The organism is Polaromonas sp. JS666 (assembly GCF_000013865.1).
Taxonomy (GTDB): domain Bacteria; phylum Pseudomonadota; class Gammaproteobacteria; order Burkholderiales; family Burkholderiaceae_C; genus Polaromonas.
Genome location: NC_007948.1, coordinates 2,847,362 through 2,870,854 on the forward strand (window position 1 = coordinate 2,847,362; position 23,493 = coordinate 2,870,854).

The 23,493-nt window shown below is 62.0% G+C and carries 21 protein-coding genes; 10 read left to right on the plus strand and 11 right to left on the minus strand.

What is annotated here, in order from left to right; translation table 11 throughout:
- Positions 1–158: 158 nt before the first annotated feature.
- Both BPRO_RS13440 and BPRO_RS13445 read right to left on the minus strand, forming a co-directional pair.
- The gene (locus BPRO_RS13440) at positions 159–2,411 is read right to left on the minus strand and encodes a RelA/SpoT family protein (RefSeq protein ID WP_011483617.1); all 2,253 of its coding nucleotides are present in this window, start codon (positions 2,409–2,411) and stop codon (positions 159–161) included.
- Between the two features lie 50 nt (positions 2,412–2,461).
- The gene (locus tag BPRO_RS13445; RefSeq protein ID WP_011483618.1) at positions 2,462–3,391 is read right to left on the minus strand and encodes an alpha/beta fold hydrolase; all 930 of its coding nucleotides are present in this window, start codon (positions 3,389–3,391) and stop codon (positions 2,462–2,464) included.
- A gap of 143 nt (positions 3,392–3,534) precedes the next feature.
- On the opposite strand from BPRO_RS13445, the gene BPRO_RS13450 reads away from it, so the two are divergent.
- Positions 3,535–4,317, plus strand: coding sequence for a 3-hydroxybutyrate dehydrogenase (locus BPRO_RS13450; protein ID WP_011483619.1), 783 nt, complete (start codon positions 3,535–3,537; stop codon positions 4,315–4,317).
- A 75-nt stretch (positions 4,318–4,392) separates the two neighbouring features.
- On the opposite strand, the gene BPRO_RS13455 is transcribed toward BPRO_RS13450, so the two are convergent.
- The 3 genes from BPRO_RS13455 to BPRO_RS13465 all read right to left on the minus strand — a co-directional run bounded on the left by BPRO_RS13455 (position 4,393) and on the right by BPRO_RS13465 (position 7,467).
- Positions 4,393–5,487, minus strand: coding sequence for an NAD(P)/FAD-dependent oxidoreductase (locus BPRO_RS13455; protein WP_011483620.1), 1,095 nt, complete (start codon positions 5,485–5,487; stop codon positions 4,393–4,395).
- A complete protein-coding gene (locus BPRO_RS13460) occupies positions 5,488–6,537 on the minus strand; it encodes a histone deacetylase family protein (RefSeq protein ID WP_041389779.1) in 1,050 nt (349 codons plus the stop codon).
- 84 nt (positions 6,538–6,621) lie between these two features.
- Positions 6,622–7,467, minus strand: coding sequence for an N-formylglutamate amidohydrolase (locus tag BPRO_RS13465; protein WP_011483622.1), 846 nt, complete (start codon positions 7,465–7,467; stop codon positions 6,622–6,624).
- Between the two features lie 263 nt (positions 7,468–7,730).
- Between BPRO_RS13465 and BPRO_RS13470 the strand changes: the two genes are divergently transcribed.
- A complete protein-coding gene (locus tag BPRO_RS13470; RefSeq protein ID WP_011483623.1) occupies positions 7,731–8,333 on the plus strand; it encodes an outer membrane beta-barrel protein in 603 nt (200 codons plus the stop codon).
- Between the two features lie 118 nt (positions 8,334–8,451).
- On the opposite strand, the gene BPRO_RS13475 is transcribed toward BPRO_RS13470, so the two are convergent.
- Positions 8,452–9,351, minus strand: coding sequence for a LysR family transcriptional regulator (locus BPRO_RS13475; protein WP_011483624.1), 900 nt, complete (start codon positions 9,349–9,351; stop codon positions 8,452–8,454).
- A gap of 143 nt (positions 9,352–9,494) precedes the next feature.
- On the opposite strand from BPRO_RS13475, the gene BPRO_RS13480 reads away from it, so the two are divergent.
- Positions 9,495–9,938: a multidrug/biocide efflux PACE transporter gene (locus tag BPRO_RS13480; protein ID WP_041389783.1), complete on the plus strand. Its 444-nt coding sequence runs from the start codon at positions 9,495–9,497 to the stop codon at positions 9,936–9,938.
- A gap of 38 nt (positions 9,939–9,976) precedes the next feature.
- Here BPRO_RS13480 and BPRO_RS13485 read toward each other — a convergent pair whose 3' ends face one another.
- Positions 9,977–10,684: an SIMPL domain-containing protein gene (locus tag BPRO_RS13485; RefSeq protein ID WP_011483626.1), complete on the minus strand. Its 708-nt coding sequence runs from the start codon at positions 10,682–10,684 to the stop codon at positions 9,977–9,979.
- Between the two features lie 450 nt (positions 10,685–11,134).
- On the opposite strand from BPRO_RS13485, the gene ompR reads away from it, so the two are divergent.
- Entirely contained in the window at positions 11,135–11,872 is a 738-nt protein-coding gene (gene ompR, locus BPRO_RS13490; RefSeq protein WP_011483627.1) for an osmolarity response regulator transcription factor OmpR, read from the plus strand.
- Positions 11,873–11,993: 121 nt separating this feature from the next.
- The gene (locus tag BPRO_RS13495) at positions 11,994–13,373 is read left to right on the plus strand and encodes a sensor histidine kinase (RefSeq protein WP_011483628.1); all 1,380 of its coding nucleotides are present in this window, start codon (positions 11,994–11,996) and stop codon (positions 13,371–13,373) included.
- Between the two features lie 62 nt (positions 13,374–13,435).
- Here the strand turns inward: BPRO_RS13495 and ispF are convergent, their stop codons facing one another.
- Complete coding sequence (gene ispF / locus BPRO_RS13500) at positions 13,436–13,945, minus strand: 2-C-methyl-D-erythritol 2,4-cyclodiphosphate synthase (RefSeq protein ID WP_011483629.1); 510 nt, start codon at positions 13,943–13,945, stop codon at positions 13,436–13,438.
- A gap of 76 nt (positions 13,946–14,021) precedes the next feature.
- Positions 14,022–14,744, minus strand: coding sequence for a 2-C-methyl-D-erythritol 4-phosphate cytidylyltransferase (ispD, locus tag BPRO_RS13505; protein ID WP_011483630.1), 723 nt, complete (start codon positions 14,742–14,744; stop codon positions 14,022–14,024).
- 174 nt (positions 14,745–14,918) lie between these two features.
- Here ispD and mfd point away from each other — a divergent pair, with 174 nt between their 5' ends.
- The 5 genes from mfd to BPRO_RS13530 all read left to right on the plus strand — a co-directional run bounded on the left by mfd (position 14,919) and on the right by BPRO_RS13530 (position 22,105).
- Positions 14,919–18,524 (plus strand): transcription-repair coupling factor, encoded by a 3,606-nt coding sequence (gene mfd / locus BPRO_RS13510; RefSeq protein ID WP_011483631.1) that lies wholly within the window; start codon positions 14,919–14,921, stop codon positions 18,522–18,524.
- 38 nt (positions 18,525–18,562) lie between these two features.
- Positions 18,563–18,871, plus strand: a complete 309-nt coding sequence (locus BPRO_RS13515; protein WP_011483632.1) for an antitoxin — start codon at positions 18,563–18,565, stop codon at positions 18,869–18,871.
- Positions 18,872–18,909: 38 nt separating this feature from the next.
- Entirely contained in the window at positions 18,910–19,323 is a 414-nt protein-coding gene (locus BPRO_RS13520) for a type II toxin-antitoxin system VapC family toxin (RefSeq protein WP_232291405.1), read from the plus strand.
- Between the two features lie 208 nt (positions 19,324–19,531).
- Positions 19,532–20,242 carry a phosphoserine phosphatase SerB gene (gene serB, locus BPRO_RS13525; protein ID WP_011483634.1) on the plus strand — a complete coding sequence of 237 codons (711 nt, stop codon included), beginning with the start codon at positions 19,532–19,534 and terminating at the stop codon, positions 20,240–20,242.
- A gap of 15 nt (positions 20,243–20,257) precedes the next feature.
- Positions 20,258–22,105, plus strand: coding sequence for an ABC transporter ATP-binding protein (locus tag BPRO_RS13530; protein ID WP_011483635.1), 1,848 nt, complete (start codon positions 20,258–20,260; stop codon positions 22,103–22,105).
- 80 nt (positions 22,106–22,185) lie between these two features.
- Here BPRO_RS13530 and BPRO_RS13535 read toward each other — a convergent pair whose 3' ends face one another.
- Both BPRO_RS13535 and BPRO_RS13540 read right to left on the minus strand, forming a co-directional pair.
- On the minus strand, positions 22,186–22,461 hold the full coding sequence (locus BPRO_RS13535) for an HNH endonuclease (RefSeq protein ID WP_011483636.1): 276 nt from the start codon (positions 22,459–22,461) through the stop codon (positions 22,186–22,188).
- A 68-nt stretch (positions 22,462–22,529) separates the two neighbouring features.
- Positions 22,530–23,333, minus strand: a complete 804-nt coding sequence (locus tag BPRO_RS13540; protein ID WP_011483637.1) for a DUF2726 domain-containing protein — start codon at positions 23,331–23,333, stop codon at positions 22,530–22,532.
- Positions 23,334–23,493: the final 160 nt, after the last annotated feature.

A 23,493-nucleotide genomic window follows, 5' to 3' on the forward strand; every position in this document is an offset into this window, starting at 1 on the left:
GTTCGAAGCTGCTATTGTAGCAGAGAGAATGTGGCCCCCACGCTCGTTCACTGCGTGTAACTCGCTGCCCCCCCGAGGGGGCGCATTTTTCCTGGGGGCGGCCCGGCGGAAAAACCTTGGCCCCCACGTTCGCTCACTGCGTCGGCTTCTATGCCAACTCAGCGCCTGCGAGCAGAACGCACGCCCGGCACGTCGGCCACGAGGCCTAGCACCTGGTTGAGGCGGCCCGACTGCGCCACTTCCACAGTGAATGTCATCCAGGCCGTGCCGCCGCGGTTGTCCTTGACCGATTGAGTCTGCACGCCGATCACATTCATTTTTTCCTTGGCGAAGACCTCGGAAATATCGCGCAGCAGCCCTTGCCGGTCGGCAGCCTCGACGGCCACATCTACCGGATAAACCGAGCCATCCGCGGTTTTCGACGAGCTCCACTGCACTTCGATCACGCGATCAGGACTTCCACTCGCCATGTTGCGAAAGTTGCTGCAGTCACTTCGGTGGATGCTCACGCCTTTACCCTTGGTGACGAACCCCAAAATCTCGTCCGGTGGTGCAGGCTTGCAGCACTTGGCCAGCTGGGTCAGCAGCGAATCAATACCGACCACAAGCACACTGCCCTTGCCGCCCTTGCCTGACTGGCTGGACTTGTCGGGCTGACGCGCTTTTTTGGCCAGCACGTAGTCATCCTGCGACAGCACCGGCTCCGGCGGCCTGAGCATGTTTTCTATGGTGCGCAACGACAGCTCGTCCTTGCCAACCACCTCAAACAAATCGTCCGCGGTCTTGAACCCCAGTTGCAGCGCAAGGTCGTCCAGCTTCATGGCGGTCTTGCCCTCGCGCTGGAGCAGCTTTTCAACCGCCTCCCGGCCTTTGGCAACGGTTTGCTCCATCGCCAGCGCATTGAACCATGCGCGCACTTTCGATTTGGCCCGGTGGCTGGCCAAAAAACCCAGTTCGGAATTGAGCCAGTCGCGCGAGGGGCCGCCTTCCTTGGCGGTGACCACCTCCACCGTCTGGCCGTTTTGCAGCGGTGTGTTGAGCGGCACCATGGCACCATCGATGCGCGCGCCGCGGCAGCGGTGCCCCAGGCTGGTGTGCACGCTGTAGGCAAAGTCCACCGCCGTGGCGCCCTGAGGCAACTCCACAATGGCGGCGTCGGGTGTGAGCACGTAGATGCGGTCCTCGAACAGGCCCTGCTTGGCCGCCGGGCCGGACAGGTCGCGCTCCCAGGCCAACAGCTGCCGCAGCACGGCGATCTTGGCGTCGTACTCGCTGCTGGCCGAGACGCCGCTGTAGCCCTTGGTGCCGGCCTCCTTGTACGCCCAGTGCGCGGCCACGCCATGCTCGGCATGGTCATGCATGGCCTGGGTGCGTATCTGGATTTCGACGGCCCGGCCGGCGGCGTCCCGCACCACGGTGTGCAGGGACTGGTACCCATTGGATTTTGGCTTGGCGATGTAGTCGTCAAATTCGCCCGCGACAGGCGTGAAGCGCGAATGCACAAACCCCAGCGCTGCATAGCAGCCATTGATGTCGGCCGCGATCACGCGCAGGGCGCGGATGTCAAACACCTGATCGAAACCGAGCGACTTGCCGCGCATCTTCTTGACAATGCTATAGATGTGCTTGGGCCGCCCCTGCACCAGTGCGGCAATGCCGTTCTGGTTCAGTTCGCGTTCAAGCTGCGCACGCAGGGACTCCATGAAGCCTTCGCGCTCGACACGCTTCTCGTCCAGCAGGCGCGCCGTGTGCTTGTAGGTGTCAGGCTCCAGGAAGCGGAAGGCCAGGTCTTCCATTTCCCATTTGATCTGCCAGATGCCCAGGCGGTTCGCCAAGGGCGCGAACACATGCAGTGACTCATGGGCCAGGGCGAGCGGAGCCGACTGCCGGGTTGCCGCGTAATAGCGCAAGGTCTGCAGGCGCGAAGCCAGCCGCAGCATGACTACCCGCAAGTCGCGCGAAAACGCCAGCAGCATCTTGCGCACGTTCTCGGTCTGGGCCGCCGGATCGTCCAGCAGTTGCGCCTTGGCGTCCGCCGTTCGGGCCTGCCGCTGCACATGAACGAGCTTGGTCGTTTCTATCGCCAGCGCAGCGTAATTGGCTCCGAAAGCCTTGGCAATCACTTCCTGCGGCTTGGTCAGATGCTGGCACGCATGCACCAGGTAGGTGGCCGCCTGCATGGCCTCCGAACCGCCGATGCCTTTGAGGATGGCCGCCACGGCATCGGCATGCGCCAGGATGTTTTCACCGGTATCCAACGTTTCGCCGGCAATCAGTGGCTCGGCAAAAGCACGCGCGCGCGCCAGCGCATTCGGCTGGTCAGGCGGGCTGTCGGCCGTGGCCGTGACGATGGAGGCGTTCGGCCTCTGGGGAGCTGTTGGGCCATCCGGCCCAAGCACATTGCTTTTCATGAAAACTCTATCCAATGGTTACCCGGGACTCATCCCGCATGATCGCGGTATCAGCCCAGCAGGAAGCCCGTTACTGCCGCGACCTGATCGTCCGCGATCAACGTGGGGACGTGTCCGATACCTTCAAACTCCACCAAACGGGCACGGGGACCGCGCTGCGTCATGGCATAGGCCGTCTCGGAGCTTAGAAGATCGGACAGCGCACCGCGTATCAGCAGCGTCCGGGCAGAAATATGGTCGTAAAGCTTCCAGAGCGCGGCTTCGCCCTGGAGCGTGGAGGCCTCGGTAGCCAGTTTGAACGGCACCGCAATCGCCGGGTCGTAATGCAGCCGCCACTTGCTGTCTGCAGACTGCGACACCGGCTTGACCATATGCCGCGACAAAGCCAGCCACTGCTCAGGGGTATGCGGGCCAAAGCTGGAGGAAACGGCCCGCATCGCATCGGCCGCCTCCTGCACTGAGCCGAAATGCCCCGCCTGGCCCAGGTAGGTGCCAATCCGCACAATCGCATTCCACTCAATGGCGGGACCGACATCATTGAGTACCAGGCACCGCACCGGAACAGGCAACGGCAGACCCGGCTGGCCGCACACCCCCATGCCGATCAGCCCGCCCATGCTGGAGCCTACCCAATCCAGCGTCGTAATGGGCGCCCGGGCGTGCAAATGGGCCAGCAGCACCAGCATGTCAGCCGCATAAGCCGGCAACTGGTAGCCCATGGGATCTTTCAGCCAGTCGCTTTCACCGCGTCCGACCACATCGGGGCAGACCACACGAAGGCCGCCGGATCCTGGCGCAGCCTGCTCGGCTTGCTGGCAAAGCGCCTGCGCCAGCACGTCAAAGTCACGCCCCTGACGCGACAGGCCGTGCACACACACCACCACATGCCCGCTATCAGGCCGGCCCCACTGCCAATAGGCCATGCGGTGGCCTCCCGAGGCATCCGGGCAAGTTACGTGGTTCAGGCTGGGTTCAGTCATGGTGCAGGCGTTCAGTTTCACAGGTTGGGTCAAAGGCTTGAATTTGAAAGGCTCGATAATTGCTTGAGAAATTTTTTGGCCCCCTGCCTGCAGGCGCCGTTTAGATCTCATGTCGACCATCGTAAATCATCCGGAGAAACACCATGCTCAAAGGTAAAACAGCTCTCGTTACCGGCTCCACCAGCGGCATCGGCCTGGGCATTGCCAAATCCCTCGCCGCACAGGGCGCCAACATCGTCCTCAATGGGTTTGGCGATGTGGACGGGCCCAAGGCGGAGATCCTGGCGCTCGGCGTCAAGGTGGCCTACCACGGTGCCGACATGAGCAAGCCCGCAGACATTGAAGACATGATGAAATTCGCCGCCTCGCAGTTCGGGCAGGTCGACATTCTCGTCAACAACGCGGGCATCCAGCATGTGGCCCGGGTAGAAAACTTCCCGGTTGAAAAATGGGATGCGGTCATCGCGATCAACCTGACCAGCGCCTTTCATGCCACACGCCTGGCGCTGCCCGCCATGCTGGCCGCGGACAATGGCAAGGGCTGGGGCCGCATCATCAATATCGCCTCGGTGCATGGCCTCGTCGGCTCCGCGGAAAAATCAGCCTATGTGGCGGCCAAGCACGGCATTGTCGGACTGACCAAGGTCACCGCGCTTGAGAACGCCACCAGCGGCGTGACCTGCAACGCCATCTGCCCCGGTTGGGTGCTGACACCCCTGGTACAAAAACAGGTGGATGCCAGGGCTGCGGCGGGAAATATTTCCATCGAGGCAGCCACCCAGCAGCTGCTGGGTGAAAAAGAACCTTCGATGCGATTCACCACGCCCGAAGAACTGGGCGCGCTGGCGGTGTTCTTCTGCTCTGCGGCGGGCAACAATGTACGCGGCGTCGCGTGGAACATGGACGGCGGCTGGACGGCGCAGTAATCTGAAGCCCGAAGCGCTCAGCCACAAACGCTCTTTCCACTGCGCCCACGGCGCCGGTACAGCAATCTCCAATCTCTACAGCAACCGGCTGACGTAGCTGCCAATCGCCAGCGAGCTGGTCAGGCCCGGCGACTCAATGCCAAACAGGTTCACCAGCCCGGGGATGCCATGCACATCCGGGCCCTGAATCAGGAAGTCCCTGGCCGGTTCGTCCGGCGCCTGGATTTTGGGGCGAATGCCGGCGTAACCCGGAATCAGCGCCCCATCCTGGAGCGCCGGCCAGTACTTGCGCACCTCCGCATAAAACGCCTCGCCGCGTGCGGGGTCCACCACCAGGTCATCGGGCGAGTTGACCCATTGCACATCCGGCCCGAATTTCGCCTGCCCGCCCAGATCGATCGTGAGATGCACGCCCAGGCCCGCAGCTTCCGGTACCGGATAAATCAGCCGGCTGAACGGTGAACGGCCCGACAGGGTGAAGTAATTGCCCTTGGCGTAATGACTGGGCGGCACATGGTGACCGGCCAGGCCGGCAAAACGCCGGGCGAGGGATTGCGCATGCAGGCCCGCGGCATTGACCACGGTTTTAGCTTGCAGTTCCGTACCGTCTTCAGCGATCAAAGTAATAGCATCTTGCGAACACACCGCGCGGTCCAACGGCGAATTCAACACCACAAGGCCGCCAGCATTCTCCAGATCTCCCTGCAGTGCCAGCATCAGGCCATGGCTGTCGACAATGCCGGTGCTGGGCGAATGCACAGCCGCCACGCACGCCAGTTGCGGCTCCAGCGACTGGGCTTCGTCACGCGTGAGCAGCACCAGGTCGCGCACGCCGTTGGCCGCAGCCTTGTCGATAATGCCGCGTAGCTGAGCCACCTGCGGCTCGGCGCTTGCCACGATCAATTTACCGCAGCGGCTGTGGCCTATGCCTCGCTCGGCGCAGTAGGCGTAGAGCAGGTCCTTGCCCTCCACGCACAGCCTGGCCTTGAGCGAGCCTTGCGCATAGTAGATGCCGGCGTGAATCACTTCACTGTTGCGCGAGCTGGTGCCGGAGCCAATCGCGTCTGCCGCCTCCAGCACCATCACCTCGCGGCCTTGCAATGCCAGCGCGCGCGCCACCGCAAGGCCCACCACGCCTGCACCTATCACCACGCAATCGATCTGGTCCATTCAGATGCCCTCAAATCCTTCAATCACATTCACCGCATTGGTGCCCAGCGCGGTGGCGGCATAACCGCCTTCCAGCACAAACACCGTCGGCAGGCCAAGCCTGCCCAAGCGCTCGCCCAGGCGGCTGAAGTCACTGGCCTGCAGGGCAAATTTGGAAATGGGGTCTTCGGCAAAAGTGTCCAGTCCCAGCGACACCACCAGCGCGTCACCCTTGAAAGCCGCGATACGAAGGCAGGCCTGCTCCAGCGCGTCAAACCAGCGCGCCGCTGTGCAGCCCGCCGGCAGTGGCAGATTCAGATTGAAGCCTGCGCCCTCGCCGGCGCCGGTCTCATCGGCATGGCCCAGGTAGAACGGGTATTCGGTCAGCGGATCACCGTGCAGGCTGACAAACAGCACATCGGCGCGGTCATAAAAAATGCTTTGCGTGCCGTTGCCGTGGTGGTAGTCCACGTCGAGCACGGCCACCCGCGCCGCGCCGCCATCGCGCAGTGCCTGGGCAGCCACCGCCGCGTTGTTTAAAAAGCAATAGCCACCCATGAAATCCGGCCCGGCATGGTGGCCGGGCGGGCGGCTGCAGCAAAACACGGCCTGCTCGCCACGTCGTCCACCTACCGCCAGCAAAGCAGCCGCGCTGGCTGCGGCATCCGCACCGGCCTTGGCCGCCGTCCAGGTGCCCGCGGCGAGCGGCGAGCCGTTGTCCATCGAATACAGGCCCAGCCGGGCAATGAAATTGACGGGCTCTACGTCGCTGCGCAGGGTACGCACGGGCCAGACCGAAGGAAAAGGCTGGCGCTGGTCATTGCCGGCTTCCAGCGCGACCCAGTCCCGCCAGGCATGTTCCAGAAATGCCAGGTAGCGCGGCGCATGCACCCTGGCCAGCACGGTGCGGCTGTCCATCTGCGGGCTGCGCAGCACATGGCCGCGTGATGTGAGGCTGGATTTGACGTACTCGGCGCGCGCCGGGGTCTCAAAGCATGGAACACGCTCTCCCCGGAAAAATTCGAATTCAGGGGCATGAGCCTGGTGGCTGTCATTGAAGAAAGTAATCATGTCTGCCAGGAGGTTGAATGCATTCGCCACGCAATATCAGGCTCCGCACCAGCGTTTGTTTGCCAGGGGAAAACATCAAGGCAATCAAAGCAGGCGCGGGTCGGTTTTCAGCAGGAGACTCACCAGCGAGCGCAGGTGTGCCTTCAGCGCCTCGAACCCCGGCGTGATCTCAAGCGTCGCCTCGTCCATGTAGAGCTTGCGATTGATCTCGAGCTGGATGCTGTGCCGGTGCTGGGCGGGATCGCTGTGTCGCCGCACCAGTTCCACACCCTTGTAGGGATGGTTGTAAGACACCGTGTAGCCAAGTTCCCCCAGATGCTGGCAGACAAGCCTGGACAAGGCCTTGTTGGCCGTGCTGCCATCGCGGTCGCCGACCACAAAGTCCGCGTGTTTTTCCCCCGGAAAGTCGGTGGACTGGCTGGACGCAATGGCGGGCATGGAATGGCAATTGATGTGAATGCTGTAGCCGTGCTGCTGGCATGCCGCATCAATGGCTTGCGCCACCGCAGCGTGGTACGGCGTCCAGCACCGCTCGATGCGCGCCTGCACCTCCGCCACCGCGAGCTTTCTCCCATAAATAGGTACACCGTCATCCGTGGTGCGCCAGATCAGCCCTTTGCCCAAGCGGACCTTGGACAGTATTTTCGAATCGGTTTCCACCGGGCCAGGCCAGGGTGCATCAAACAGCGTGACATCGATTTCGGTGGTATTGCGGTTGACGTCAAGGTAGCTGCGCGGAAAGTGGGCCTCGATCCAGTGCACGCCCAGGCCGGGCGCAAAGTCATAGAGCTTTTCAACATGCGTATCTTCGGCCTGCCGCAATGTCTGCATCTCGCACGCAGGCAGGAAATCCGGCGGATAAGCAGTACCGCTGTGGGGAGAATCGAGTACCAGGGCGCTGCTTCCCGGCAGGTGGGTGATGAACTGCATTGCCCAACTTTAGCAGCAGCCTTTGCGGCATGGCGCATAAACCATTCTCGGCAAATCACAAGCCGCGCGAGGTAATGCACCGCCCCATACCGGCAAATGCAAGGGGGTTGCCCAAATTGCCGTTTGTCCTACAGGAATTTACTTTTTATACCCACAACCACCAGGCAATTGGCCGAATAAATTTTTGAATGGAAATTCATAACAAGCAGCCTTCTGCCCGGAGGCTGTGATCAATCCATCCACTCAAGGAAGAAGGAAGCATCATGCAATCATTGACCCGAATGTTTTCAGGCACCGTACTGGCTGTTGCCGCATTGGCAGCCGTCACAGGTGCGCAGGCCCAAAGCAGTTCGAGCAGCAATTACTCTTTTTACTCACCCGGCGCCGGTTACGTCGGATTCAATGCCGGGCGATCTGACTTGTCGCTGAGCAATGGCACAGGCATTTTCCCCTCAGACAGACACGACACCGCCTACAACATTTACGCCGGAAGCTACTTCAGCAGCAATTTTGGTCTGGAATTGGGGTACACCGACTTCGGTAACGTCAGCCGTGGCGGCGGCAATACCAAGGCCAAAGGCGTCAACCTGAGCCTGGTGGGCAAGTTCCCGCTGAGCAACGCCTTCAACCTGCTGGGCAAGCTCGGGACGACGTATGGCCGCACCAGTGTTTCTTCCGCGCCCGGTTCAGGCATTGCCTCCGGCAGCGAGAGCGGCTTTGGCGTGTCGTACGGTGTGGGCGCAGAATATGCGTTCAATCCCAACTGGTCGGCTGTGCTGCAGTACGACGAGCACAAACTGAAGTTCGCCGGTGCAGGCCGCGACCGCATCAGCGCCACCACCGTCGGCGTGCGCTACCGCTTCTAAGCTACCGGCGGGTTCTCCCGCCCTTTCACGCCAAGCCTGCAGGCCACACAAGGTTTGCAGGCTTTTTCATGAGTGGCCGCCTGTTCCTCTTATTTCTGTTCCTTTATTTCTGTTCCTGTTATTTCCTGGACAAGGCCCTTACAGGCGGTGCCAGCGGCGCCAGCATCTCCTGCAGCAACCAGGTCCCGGCACGGCCCAAGGGGCGCTGCCGAGACCAGACGGCATCCACCGGCACGCGCTGCGGCCAGCCGCGCGCATCGAGTTCGTGCAGGCTGCCCACGGCGAATCGTGTCACCATCCAGCGCGGAATGGCCGCCCAGCCAAAACCCAACACAGCCATTTCCAGCAACATGAGGTAGCTGGGCGCCGACCAGGCACGGCGCGCCGAGGGAGCCGACTGGTCAGCCGGCTCCAGGTAGGTGTCCAGCCGTAGCTGGCGGAAATTGGCCAGCACCTCCGGCGTGATGTCTTTCAGACCGGCCAGAGGGTGGTTTGTGGCGACAAACAGCGTGATTTCCGATTGTTCAGCGAGCATGGCCGCGCCAATATCCGGCGGGTAAACGTTTTGCGCCGCGACCACGCCAATCTGGGCACGCCCGGTTTGCACCAGCGACACCAGGTCGCCGTGCTCGGCAATCAGGCACTCGAATTCGAGATCGGGGAAGCGCTGCTCAAAGGCCATCAGCATGTTTTCAAAACGATCCGACTGGTAGGTGTCCGACCACACCACGCTGAGCCGGGCCTCCAGGCCACCCGCCAGCTGGCTGGCTGCACGGTCCAGCCGGTCACTGGCGGCCAGAATCTCCTGCACCTTGCCCAGCACCACGCGCCCTCCTTCTGTCAGGGTGGGCTTGCGGCTGCTGCGATCAAAGAGCGCGAGGCCCAGGTCGATTTCCAGATTCGCAATGGCGCTGCTGACAGTCGACTGGCTTTTGCCGAGCTTGCGCGCCGCGGCGGAAAACGAGCCCAGGGTGGCGGCCTCGGCAAAGGCCGTCAGGGCTTCCGGGGAATGACGCATCGGGCTATCTCCTCATTCCATCACATCATCGCGTCAAACCATCAATTTTTTAGATGGTTATTGATTTAAATATATCCAAAATAACGATGAAAATCCATCCACAAACCATTCATTGGGACAAAAACCAGCCTTCGAAACGCACCATGAGTCTCCAAAAATCAGTCAAGGAACGTTTTTTCCACGCCCTCGGGTTTGAAGTGGTGGCGATCGCTATTTGCGCCCCATTGGGCACCTGGCTGCTCGGTTATTCGCTGGCGCACATGGGTTTGCTGACCTTGATGATCTCGCTGATCGCGATGACCTGGAACATGACGTTCAACGCACTTTTTGACCGGGCGCAGCGCCGCTGGGGATTCCGGCGGACCCTGTTGGCCCGCGGCGTTCATTCCGTCCTGTTCGAAACGGGCTTGATTGTGGCCGTCGTGCCGCTGGCCGCCTGGTGGCTGGACATTGGCCTGTGGGAAGCGTTTGTGCTGGACATTGGCATCGTGCTGTTTTTCCTGCCGTATACCTTCGCCTTCAACTGGATCTACGACCATCTGCGTGCCGTGGTTATTGCACGTAAAAACCGCCTGTCAGCGGCCTGAGGAATGCCCCCGAAAAGAGGGCGTATGCGAGCAACCCTCTACTTCATCTGAACTGATCCACTCACACTCACCAGCACCGTGCTCTTGCCAGCCTCCACCGGAATGGCCGCTTCCGCCATATCGCCCTTGGCCTGCATGGCCATCATGCGCGGACGAGGGGGGTAGCCCTGGTCGTTGGCGGTGATGGACACCTCGCGCAGCGTGTAGCTGTTAAAGCCGAAGCTTTTCGATACCTCGCCGGCTTTGGCCTTGAAGCGCTCGATCGCCAGCGCCTGGGCTTCGCCCTCCACCCTGGCACGCTGCTCACGACTCAAGGCGAAGCTGACATTGGCCAGCGTCAGGGTCTGGATCTTGCCAGCCGTGCTGGTAATGCGTGAAAAATCCCGGCCTTCAAGCACCAATTCGGTGGAACCCTGCCAGCCATTGATCTTGCCGTCCTTGCCGTAGCGCGGGTACAGGCTGAAGTTCCCGGTCCGCACATCCATCTGGCCGGGGGCTACGGCCTGCCGGGCCTGGGCCAATGCGGTGTCAAGCGCCTGCTTGAGCTGGGTTTGCACCGCACCTGCATCGGTGCCGCCTACCGTGGTGCTCATTGAAATTGACAGCAGATCCTGCTGCACCTCTACCGACCCGCTGGCCGACAGCTGAGCCACATTTTGCAGGGGCTCTCGCGGCGTGGTTTGCGCCAAAGCGCCTGCGGCCCCTGCCAGCAGCAAGCAAGCAGCTATCCATTTTTGAGTACGCATCGAGTGATTACCTTTCGGGCAGTGAAGAAAGAGTGAAGAGTGGAAATCATGTACAGAAACTGGCGCAACTCCACGCGGCCTCCCACCGTGTATGTGCCCGGCTTACACGTGTCAACACCGTACCAACAGACGAACGTACCAGTGACAGGCAAGCCTGAGGCAAGAGCCGGTCGAAGGATTTGCAGCTTGCATTTTGCTTCCTGTCCTGTGCGTGGCCCTGTTCCGTCGACTCACCATCGGGCCTGCCATATCGCAGTCACTGTGCGGCGGTGTGGAGATGGGAGATGGGCTTTTGATCACGTCCGTAAGACTGCACGACACTCCTATCCACTCTATGTGCCGCTTGCATTTCGCCGCAACTTTTGTAACAGTGTGTCAAAGCGAGTGAAAAAAGAGACATCGGGCGTTTTCAGCCTTCAAAATGGCTCTGTTACAAATTACCGGATGACTATGACCCAAGCTCAACCCACTGCCCGTGCCGACAAGATTCTCATCCTTGACGACGACGCCCGCATTCGCGACCTGTTGCGCCGCTACCTGGCCCAAGAGGGCTTCGAAGTCATTCTTGCCGAAGACAGCAAGGCCCTGAACCGCATCATGCTGCGTGACGCTGTCGACCTGATCGTGCTGGACCTGATGATGCCCGGTGAAGACGGCCTTTCCATTTGCCGCCGCCTGCGCGCCGCCAACGATCGCACCCCCATCATCATGCTGACCGCCAAAGGTGAAGACGTGGACCGCATCGTCGGCCTGGAAGTTGGCGCCGACGACTACCTGGCCAAACCCTTCAATCCCCGGGAACTGCTGGCCCGCATCCACGCGGTGCTGCGCCGCCGCCCCACAGCCGAAGTGCCGGGCGCGCCGTCCAGCGACCAGGAAGTGATTACTTTCGGGCCGTTTTCCTTCGACATGGGCCTGCGCACACTGCATAAAAATGGCGAAGAACTGCCGCTGACCACTGGCGAGTTCGCCATGCTGAAAACCCTGGTGCGCCATCCTCGCCAGCCGCTTTCCCGCGAAAAGCTGGCGCAACTGGCGCGCGGCCGCGAGTTCGAACCTTTCGACCGCAGCCTGGACGTGCAGGTCTCGCGCCTGCGCAAGCTGATCGAGGTGGATGCAGCCGTTCCCCGCTACATACAGACAGTCTGGGGTATCGGCTACGTTTTTGTACCGGATGGAACCAACTGACACACCAGGTCTCACCCACCTCACGTCTTGCAGGAGGTGCCAGCCGTCCACGCTGACCTGACCGGCACCCGGCGAGACTCACGTCCATCCTTGCGCCCTTGCGGCATGCCTACCCACCTTTATGGACGCCACCAACCCGATACCGCTTGAAACTGCGCCCGCTCCGCTGGAAATGCGCCCACGTCGGGGTTTCAGCCTGTTCTGGCGGACCTTTTTCTTTCTGGCACTGCTGCTGCTCGGCTCCATCGTGGCCTGGCTTCAAACCTTTCGCGCACTGGAATCGGAACCGCGCGCCATTCAAAGCGCGCAGCAACTGGCATCGATGGTGAACCTGAGCCGTGCGGCCCTGCGCTATTCGGACTCGATCGCCCGGGTCTCGCTGATCAAGACGCTGGCCGACGAGGAACGCGTACGCATCACGCCACGTGAACCCAAGGACAAGTTCGAACTCTTTGAAAGCGACGACGAACTGGGCGAGCGCATCACCCAGGAACTTCAGGCGCGCCTGGGCGGCAACACTGTTGTAGCCAGCACAGTCAATGGCCAGAAGGGTTTGTGGGTTGGCTTTGCGATTGACGGAGACGCCTACTGGCTGCTCACCGATCCTTCCAAGATGGGACCTTCCCGCGGCAGCACCTGGGTGATCTGGCTCATCACCGCGGCCATCCTGTCGCTGGCCGGAGCCGCCTTCATCGCGCGCCTGATCAACCGTCCGCTCAAGCAGCTGTCATTCGCGGCCAGCCGCATGCGGGACGGCGATTTTGACGCGAGCCTGCTCGACGAAAAAGTGGCCACCAGCGAAATCCGCGAGGTCAATATCGGCTTTAACCGCATGGCCGAACAGCTGTCCAAAATCGAGCAGGACCGGGTCATCATGCTGGCAGGTATTTCCCATGACTTGCGCACGCCGCTGGCACGCCTGCGGCTGGAAACCGAAATGAGCGTGGCCGACAAGGACGCGCGCGACCACATGGCGGCCGACATCACCCAGCTCGATGCCATCATTGACAAATTTCTCGACTACGCCCGGCCCGAACCGGCCCGCCTTGAGTCGGTGTCGCTCAATGCCGTGATCGACGCGGCGGTATACGCCGTGGGCGACTACGACGACATGCGGGTCACAGTGAGCGTTCCCGAGAACCTGGCCGTCCTCGCCGACGAGGTCGAACTCTCTCGTGTCATTTCCAACCTGCTTGAAAATGCCCGGCGCTACGGCAAAACAGCCGAAACCGGCGTGGCGGTGGTCGACATTGCGGCCAAGGTCCGGGACCAGTGGGTGCTGCTCAGGGTGCGCGACCACGGCATGGGCGTGGCGCCGGAAACCCTGCCCAAGCTCACACGCCCGTTTTTCCGTGGCGATGCAGCCCGCACGGCCGCAACCGGTGCAGGCCTGGGCCTGGCGATTGTCGAGAAAACAGTCCAGCGCATGGGCGGCGTGTTTGGCCTGACCAACACCGGCTCTGGCGGGCTGGCCGCGCATATCAAGCTGCGCAGAAGCTGAGGCCAGTGCCGGGTGCCCAACTCACCCAACTCACCCGAACCTGCGCGATCAAACGTATAGCCTCAATACAGCAACACCACGGCACGAGCCTCCATGCTCCGGCCCTCCCCGACCGGTCCCATCTTCTCGGCGGTCTTGGCCTTGACATTCACCTGCCCCGGTTCCAGGCCCAGTGCCTGTGCGATCCGCGCGCGCATAGCGAGGATGTGCGGCGCCAGTTTGGGGGCCTGCGCAATGACGGTGCTGTCTATGTTGCCGATACTGTAGCCCCGATCGGCCAGCAGCCGCCCGGCCTCAGCCAGCAGCACCATCGAATCGGCGCCTTTGAAACGCACATCGGTGTCCGGGAAATGGCTGCCAATGTCACCCAGCCCGGCAGCGCCCAGCAAGGCGTCGGTAATGGCATGCAGCAGTACATCGGCATCCGAATGCCCCAGCAAGCCCACCGGGTGCGGAATCTCGACGCCGCCGATGATGAGCTTGCGCCCGGCAACGAGTGCGTGCGTGTCCCAGCCTTCGCCGATACGGAAATGGGGAAGCGGGTTGGCTGGGGTGGACGGCACGGAATTCATGGCATGCGCTTTCACATGAAAATAAAAGTAAAAGGGAATCGTTTCCCGGGCGGTCAACGATGGCCCGGCAACGGCTTCAGGGTCTGCGGCTGCGCGTGAGCAGAATCGCCTCAGCCAGTGCAAAGTCTTCGGGGTAGGTCACCTTGAAATTTTGCGCACTGCCAGCCACCAATTTCGGCGCCAGGCCCAAGGCCTCCATGGCACTGGCTTCGTCGGTCACGGCGGGGCCGGCCAGGTCGAGTGCCCGGCTCAGCGCACCAATGCGAAACATCTGCGGCGTCTGGGCCAGCCACTTATCGTTCCGGTCAATGGTGGCCGCCACACGCCCGCCCACTTCCACCTTGAGGGTGTCGGGCAGCTTGTGCGCAAGCAAACCACCCACCTCGTCGTGTTCGCAGGCATCGATCAGCTGGTTGATTTGCGCAGGGGTAATCAGGCAGCGGGCCGCATCGTGGACCAACACCCAGTCGTGCTCCTCGGCGCCACTGTTGACCAGTGCCTGCAGGCCGTTGCGCACACTCGCGGCGCGGCTGGCGCCGCCGCAAGCGGCCACATCGAAACGCTTGTTCAAGGCCTGATCAAAAAACGGGTCACCGGGCGCCACCACCACCAGCATGCCTGAAAGACGTTCAACATCTGAAAAAGCCGCCAGCGTATGCAACACCATGGCCCTGCCGGCAATCACCTGGTATTGCTTGGCGCCGGGCGTTCCGGCGCGGCTGCCCTGCCCCGCACAGGGAATCAGGGCAAAAAAACGGGAAATGGACGAATTGAGGGAATTTGCGCTGGTTGCCGTCATCGCCTCATCATAGATTCTAAAATCCTCATTCTGCAGGCTGCGAGCACCCCACTCCGAATGGTTTGGGATGCTCGGCTTTTTTCCTGAATTTTCCTGCAACTTTTTCGCCGCATGATTTTTGCTTGCCTCACCTGACCCGACGATTCACCCGACCTAACGACGGCGCACCAATCGATGCATTTACCTCCACTCGTCAGCGGCAAACGCTACACCCTGCCGCAGCCCCCCGGTTCCGCCGATGCCCTGCTACTGGCTCGCCTGGGACAGCGCGAGCAAGCGGCCGGCAAGCTCACGGCCATCATCACGTCGGATGCCACCACCGCGCAGCGCCTGATGGACGAGATGGCGTTTTTTGCGCCCGACCTGCGCTACGCCCTGTTTCCCGACTGGGAGACCCTGCCCTATGACACCTTCTCGCCGCACCAGGACCTGATCAGCGAGCGGCTCGCCACGCTGTGGCGCATTTCACAGCGCGACAAGGACACCGGTGCCGACGTGGTGATCGTGCCGGCCACCACCGCGCTGTACCGCCTGGCGCCGCCGAGCTTTCTGGCGGGCTACACCTTCGAATTCAAGGTCAAGCAAAAGCTCGACGAGAGCCGCCTGAAGGCCCAGCTCACGCTGGCAGGCTACAGCCACGTCACCCAGGTGGTGGGCCCGGGTGAATACGCGGTGCGCGGCGGGCTGATCGACCTGTTTCCGATGGGCTCGCTGGTGCCCTTTCGCGTTGATCTGTTTGACGACGAGATTGACAGCATCCGCACCTTTGACCCGGACAGCCAGCGCAGCCTCTACCCGGTGCCCGAGGTACGCCTGCTGCCGGGCCGAGAGTTTCCGATGGACGACGATGCACGTGCCAAGTTCCGCAAACGCTGGCGCGAACTGCTGGACGGTGACCCGACCAAAAGCCGCATCTACAAGGACATGGGCAATGGCGTCGCCACGTCCGGCATCGAGTACTACCTGCCGCTGTTTTTTGACGAGACCGCCACGGTGTTTGACTACCTCGGCAGCGATGCCACGGTGGTGTTGCATGGAGACCTGGAACCGGCCTTCCAGCGCTTCTGGCAGGACACCAAGGACCGCTACCGGCTGGTGCGTGATGCGCCCGACCGGCCGGCCCTGCCGCCCGAGTCGCTGTTTCTGGGTGCGGAGCAGTTTTATGCACGGGCCAATGGCTATGCGCAGCTGGCGCTGAAAGCGGGGAGCCCTCACCCTAACCCTCTCCCAGGGGGAGAGGGGATCAAAGGGGATTTGCTCCCTCTCCAAGGGGGAGAGGAGAGCAAGGGAGATTTGCTCCCTCTCCCCCTGGGAGAGGGCAGGGGTGAGGGCTCCCCGTACACCGAATTCGACTCACTACCGGCAATGGCCGTTGTGCGCGGCGCCGAAGACCCGCTGGCCCGCTTCAAGGGGCATGTGCGCAACACGGCGCATCGCGTACTCGTGCTGGCCGAAAGCGATGGCCGCCGCGAAAGCCTGCTCGACTTTCTGCGCGCCAGCAATGTCAGCCCGCCCGCCTTCAACTCACTGCAAGACTTCCAGACCAGCGACGAAAAACTCGGCATTGCGACGGCCGCGCTGAACACCGGCTTCAGCTGGCTCGAAGAAGGCATCGACTTCATCACCGAGACCGAACTGTTTGCCGCGGGTGTCACGACTCGCCGGCGCAACAAAAAGCAGGAACAGGTCAGCGATGTCGAAGCCCTGATCAAGGACCTGTCCGAGCTCAATGTCGGCGACCCGGTGGTCCACAGCGCCCACGGCATCGGCCGCTACAGGGGCCTGCTCAACCTGGACCTGGGCCAGGACAAAAACCCGGACGGCTCGCCCTCGCTCCAGGAGTTCCTGCACCTGGAATATGCCGACAAGGCCACGCTGTACGTGCCCGTCAGCCAGTTGCACCTGATCAGCCGCTACACCGGCGTCAGCGCCGAAGAAGCGCCGCTGCACCGGCTGGGCAGCGGCCAGTGGGAAAAAGCCAAGCGCAAGGCGGCTGAGCAGATACGCGACTCCGCCGCCGAGCTGCTGAACATCTATGCCCGCCGCGCGGCGCGCGAAGGCCATGCTTTCCGCTATTCGCCGGGCGACTATGAAGCCTTTGCCAACGACTTCGGCTTTGAGGAAACCGCCGACCAGCGCGCCGCCATCCACGCCGTGATCCAGGACATGATCAGCCCGCGCCCCATGGACCGGCTGGTTTGCGGCGACGTGGGCTTCGGCAAAACCGAGGTTGCCCTGCGCGCCGCCTTCATTGCCATCACCGGCGGCAAACAGGTGGCCCTGTTGGCCCCCACCACCCTGTTGGCCGAGCAGCATTACCAGACGCTGGTGGACCGTTTTGCCAAGTGGCCGGTCAAGGTTGCCGAGATGAGCCGCTTCAGGTCAGCCAGGGAAATCACCGCAGCCATCAAGGGGCTCGCCGACGGCAGCGTCGACATTGTCGTGGGCACCCACAAGCTGCTCAGCCAGGACGTGAAGTTCCAGCGACTGGGCCTGCTGATCATCGACGAGGAGCACCGCTTTGGTGTGCGCCACAAGGAGACCATGAAGGCCATGCGGGCCGAGGTGGATGTCCTCACGCTGACGGCCACACCGATTCCGCGCACGCTGGGCATGGCGCTGGAAGGCCTGCGCGATCTGAGCGTGATCGCCACGGCGCCGCAGCGCCGGCTGGCCATCAAGACCTTCGTGCGCAGCGAAAACAATGGTGTGATCCGCGAAGCCGTGCTGCGTGAGCTGAAGCGCGGCGGGCAGGTTTACTTCCTGCACAACGAGGTGGAAACCATCCAGAACCGGCGCGAAAAGCTCGAAGAGATACTGCCGGAAGCACGCATTGCCGTAGCCCACGGCCAGATGCCCGAGCGCGAGCTGGAGCGCGTGATGAAGGACTTCGTGGCCCAGCGCTACAACCTGCTGCTGTGCTCCACCATCATCGAAACCGGTATTGACGTGCCCAGTGCCAATACCATCGTGATGAGCCGCGCCGACAAGTTTGGTCTGGCGCAGCTGCACCAGCTGCGCGGGCGCGTCGGCCGCAGCCACCACCAGGCCTATGCCTACCTGATGGTGCCCGACATCGAAGGCCTGACCAAGCAGGCCAGCCAGCGGCTTGAAGCGATCCAGCAGATGGAGGAGCTCGGTTCTGGCTTTTACCTGGCCATGCACGACCTAGAAATCCGCGGCACCGGCGAGGTACTCGGTGAAAGCCAGAGCGGCAACATGCTGGAGGTGGGCTTTCAGCTGTACAACGAGATGCTCAGCGAAGCCGTGGCGTCCCTCAAGGCCGGCCGCGAGCCGGACCTGCTGTCGCCCCTGAGCGTGACCACCGAGATCAACCTGCATGCCCCGGCGCTGTTGCCCAACGACTACTGCGGCGATGTGCACCTGCGCCTGAGCTTTTACAAAAAACTGGCCACCGCCAAAAACACCGACCAGATCGACGCGCTGCTGGAAGAAATCGTGGACCGCTTCGGCAAGCTGCCGCCGCAGGCACAGACTCTGATCGACGTGCACCGGCTGCGCGTGATCGCCAGGCCGTATGGCGTGGTCAAGGTGGATGCAGCACCGGGCCTGATCAACATCACCTTCAAGAAGGACCCGCCGATCGACTCGATGGCCATCATGCAGCTGATCCAGAAAAACCGGCACATCAAGCTGGCCGGCAACGACAAGCTGCGCATTGAGCGTGCGCTTGAAAACCCCAAGGACCGCGCGCAGATGGTGCGCGATGTGCTCAGGAGTTTGGGGCAGCCCAAACCCGTGACATATGCCGAGGCATAGGCTAAACTAACGCATATCCGCACTCATTGGAGAAGATCATGCATCACGTCGCTGAAAAAACTGCTGAATACCCAGTGGAAGCCCCGGCACGTCATGTCCGCCTGTTTCGCAACGGGGCGAATCAGGCCGTGCGAATTCCCAAAGAATTTGAATTGCCCGGCAAAGAGGCGGTCATGCACCGCGAAGGCGACAAGCTCATCATCGAACCGATTCAACCAAAGCATCCCAAGGGCAGCGCTGCGGCACTGCTGGCCGCGCTGGAAAGCATGAAAAGCTGGGAGCCCATGCTCGAAGAATTTCCCGACGTGGACGAGGGGCTCTTGCCGCTGGATGACATCAAGCTATGAGTAGAAGGTTTCTGCTCGACACCAATATCATTTCCAACATGATGCGTGACGCCAACGGCATCGCCGCCCAGCGCTTTGCACAAATCGCAAAAGAATTCGAGTCATCCGACGTATGCACCAGCGTGGTAGTTCAGTGTGAGCTGCGCTTTGGCCTGACGCGTAAATCCCATCCCCGGTTGGAGCTGGCCTATGAACGGGTGATGCAATCCCTGGAAATCCTGCCGCTGGGCAGTGAAGTGGCCGACTGTTACGCACAGCTTAGAACCGCGTTAGAACAACAGGGCACTCCCATAGGCCCCAACGACACCCTGATTGCCGCTCACGCGCTGGCGCTGGACTGCACGCTGGTGACGGATAACGAAGCGGAATTTCGCCGTGTGCCGGGTTTACGGGTGGAAAACTGGCTGAAAGAGGAAGTGGTCAAGGAAGTCGCGCAAGTTGGCCCGAAGTGACTCCACCGTGAAAACTTATACAAAATAGCCTCTAGCCGCAGCCAAAACTGCGCAAGAAGCTATCAAAACAATAGCGAATTTCACCCATGAACACCCCCGACGACCTGCTGCAAAACCTGGAGCACCTGAGCCGCGTGAAATCGTGGATGCGCAACACGCAGCCAGCCACACAGCGCGGTGTATCTCTTTAACCGTATTTTTTTAATCCATGCAACCCACTGAAATCTCCCCCGGCCTCGTCGTCAACGTCGCCACACCCGACCTGAAACTCAGCGATTTCAAGCTGATCGCCTTTGACATGGACTCTACGCTCATCAACATTGAGTGCGTGGACGAAATTGCCGACGCGGCCGGCCGCAAGGCGGAAGTGGCGGCCATCACCGAAGCGGCCATGCGCGGCGAAATCAGCGACTACAAGGAAAGCCTTCGCCAGCGCGTGGCCCTGCTCAAGGGCGTCAGCGTCGCCAGCATGGACGAGGTCTACCGCACGCGGCTCCGGTTGAACCCCGGCGCCGCCAGGCTGGTACAAGCCTGCAAGGACGCCGGCCTGAAGGTGCTGCTGGTCAGCGGCGGCTTCACCTTTTTTACCGACCGCATCCGGGACGAGCTGGGTATTGACTACACCCGCTCCAATGTCCTGGAGACCACGGACGGCCTGCTCACCGGCCGCATGGTGGACCAGCCTTGGGGCGATATCTGCGACGGCGAAGAAAAGCGCAAGATGCTGCTGGAGACCTGCGGCCAGCTGGGCATCAGCCCGCGGCAGGCCATTGCCATGGGTGACGGCGCCAACGACCTGCCCATGATGGGTGAAGCCGGTTTGTCGGTGGCCTACCACGCCAAGCCCAGGGTGCGCGAGCAGGCCATGGTGGCCATCAACGAGGGCGGGCTGGACCGGTTGCTGGAACTCGTGAAATAGGCCGGCGCCGCCGCCATGCCCTTATTCAGGAAATTCGAAAGGCTGCTGCACGCCTACCCGGAGGCCGAGCCAGCCGTACTGCCCAAGGGCTTCGTCGCCTTCATCTGGGCGTGCAGCCGCGGCGCCCGCGGCTATATCCTGATGCTGGCGCTGCTGGCTGCCGCGATATCGGCCTTTGAAGCGCTGATGTTTGCCATGCTGGGCCGCATCGTGGACTGGCTGGGCAAGGCCGAGCCGGCGCGCTTGTGGACTGATCATGGCGCCACCCTCACGGTGCTGGCGTGGATAGTGCTGGGCAGCGTTGTCGTGGTCGCGCTGCAGACCATCGTCAAGCACCAGACGGTGGCCATCAACTTCCCGATGCGCCTGCGCTGGAACTTCCACCGTCTGATGCTGGGCCAGAGCATGGCCTTTTACCAGGACGAATTTGCCGGCCGCCTGACCACCAAGGTGATGCAGACCGCACTGGCTGTGCGCGACACGCTGTTTGTGCTGGCCGATGTGCTGGTGGCCATGGTGGTCTATGTGGCGACCATGACCGTACTGGCCGCCGCCTTCGACACCCGGCTGATGGCCCCCTTCCTGGCCTGGCTGACGCTGTACATCGCGTCGCTCTGCTTCTTTGTACCGCGGCTGGGCCATATCGGCAAGCAGCAGGCCGATGCGCGCTCGCTGATGACCGGCCGCATCACCGACGCTTACACCAACATCACCACCGTCAAGCTGTTCTCGCATACCCAACGCGAAGCCGCCTTTGCCCGCTCCGCCATGCAGGAGTTCATGAAAACCGGCTACACCCAGATGCGGCTGGTGAGCGCGTTTGAAATCGTCAACCACGCCTTGAGCATGGGCCTGATCCTGGGCATGGCGGGCACCTCGCTGTGGCTCTGGAGCCTGGGCCAGGTGGGCGCCGGCGCCGTCGCGGCGGCCACGGCCATGGCCCTGCGCCTGCAGGGCATGTCGCACTGGATCATGTGGGAGATGACCAGCCTGTTTGAAAGCGTGGGCACGGTGCAGGATGGCATCAACACCCTGTCACGGCCGCGCGCGATTGTCGACAAGCCAGATGCCGCCGTGCTCGAGGTGCCGCGTGGCGAGATCCGCTTCGAGCAGCTTGGTTTCAGCTATGGCGAGGGGCCGCGCGTCATCGACGGGCTCGCGCTGACTATCAAGCCTGGTGAAAAAATCGGCCTCATCGGCCGCTCCGGTGCCGGCAAATCCACGCTGGTCAACCTGCTGCTGCGATTTCATGACCTCAACGCCGGCCGCATGCTGATCGACGGGCAGGACATTGCCGGCGTGACGCAGGACAGCCTGCGCAGCCACATCGGCATGGTCACGCAGGACACCTCGCTGCTGCACCGCTCGGTGCGGGACAACATCACCTACAGCCGCCCCGGCGCGACCGAAGCGCAGATGCAGACCGCCGCACGGCGCGCGGAAGCCGACGGTTTCATTGCCAACCTGACAGACCCGCATGGCCGCAAGGGCTACGACGCGCACGTGGGTGAGCGCGGCGTCAAGCTCTCGGGCGGGCAGCGCCAGCGCATCGCGATTGCCCGCGTCATGCTCAAGGACGCCCCTATCCTGCTGCTGGATGAGGCCACCAGCGCACTCGACTCTGAAGTGGAACTCGCCATCCAGGGCAGCCTGAACACCCTGATGCAGGGCAAAACGGTGATTGCGATTGCGCACCGCCTCTCGACCATTGCCGCCATGGACCGGCTGATTGTGCTGGACCAGGGCCGCATCGTGGAAGAAGGCAGCCACCGCACGCTGCTGGCGAGTGGCGGCCTGTATGCGCGGCTGTGGGCTCACCAGAGCGGCGGCTTTCTGACGGATGAACTCGAACTTGCGGCGTAGCGCGCCCTGGCAAGCTACCGCGTGAGCTGGCCACCATCAGCCATCAGAGCCATCAGAGCCATCAGCAGCACACGGCTTTTTCAGGACTCTGTGGCGGCCCGCCTGAACACCTGTCCGGGAGACCCAGCAGAGGCAGGCACAGTGCCCGCCGCATGCCGCTGGCCATTGCAGATCTCGTGGCTGATGGCCAGGTTCTCCGCATGGCTGTTGCCACCTGAGCTCAGGGGCTGAATGTGCTCGAGGGTCGCCGCCTGGGGGGTCACATGCTCGCCGCAGACCCAGCAAGGCACCGTGCCGTGGAGCTGCCGCGCCACAGTCTTGTAGATCTTGTCCCGGGTCAGTCCGAGCCGGCTCAAGACGTCGCCCTCATGCAGGGACGCAAGCCGGCCGGCAGTACCTCAACCGCGGTCATCGATGCGGTGCCTTAGTCAAGCTTGGCGGGCCGGGTGTCCAGCGGCTGGATGAATGAATCGTCCCACTGCACGGCAAACCGGTCTGCGTCGTCTGGCGACCGGATGGTGCCTGAGCCATCGGCGTTAAAACCGACATCGCTGTTTTTGCCAGGTTGTGCACCCTGGTAGCTGTCCTTGTTGAGCTCTTTCAAGGCGGCCTCTTTGGCAGTTTTGACCCGCTGCCGGGTAAAGGAATCCAGTTCCTCATGGAAACTGCTGTGATCGACGCGGGTCTCCTGATGGTCCTGCTCCTCTTGCCCCTGGTTCCCCGGGATTTCCCCCAAAAAGGCGGCACGCATTGCATCGACCGGTGGCAGGCGCGTCGTGAGAACAACGGTATAGGGTATGCCGCAATCCGACAGCAGCGAGTCCTTCAAGTCACGGCTGGACTTGCTCAGGCCGCGCTTGCCATGCACATCCACGCAACCCACCACCTTGCCCTCCGTGGTGCAGACGGTGAAGGTCGTATAAACACCGTTGAGCAATTCCAGCCACTGCTGGCCAGCGCCCGTACCCTCTTCCCTTTCGATCGGAATGGTAAACCGCAACACCGGGACCTTGGCCATCACGATATGGTCAGGAAAGGTGCTGCGCAGCCATTTCCAGACGTTGTGTTCCTGGGTCGTCACCACCCCGCGGGCCCTGAGCGGCCATGTGGCGGGTGGAAGCAACCTGACTTCGGATTGCCGTCGCAACCACCAGGCGTAGAGCAAGATGCCCGCCAGCACGCCCACGGCAATGCCCAGCAACGTCATCAGAAATGTCGTCAGGTTCACAATGTGTCCTCCTTTTTATGGGTGCAAGCCGCTTGGGCAGTGATGACGGGCCGCAGGCCACTGACGGCTTGCCGCCCCGGTCAAAATTCTGCGTCGGTCCCGCCCCGGTCCCTTCAAGGCGCTATTTAATCAGGAATTTTCCGCTTTGCAGCAATCGAGG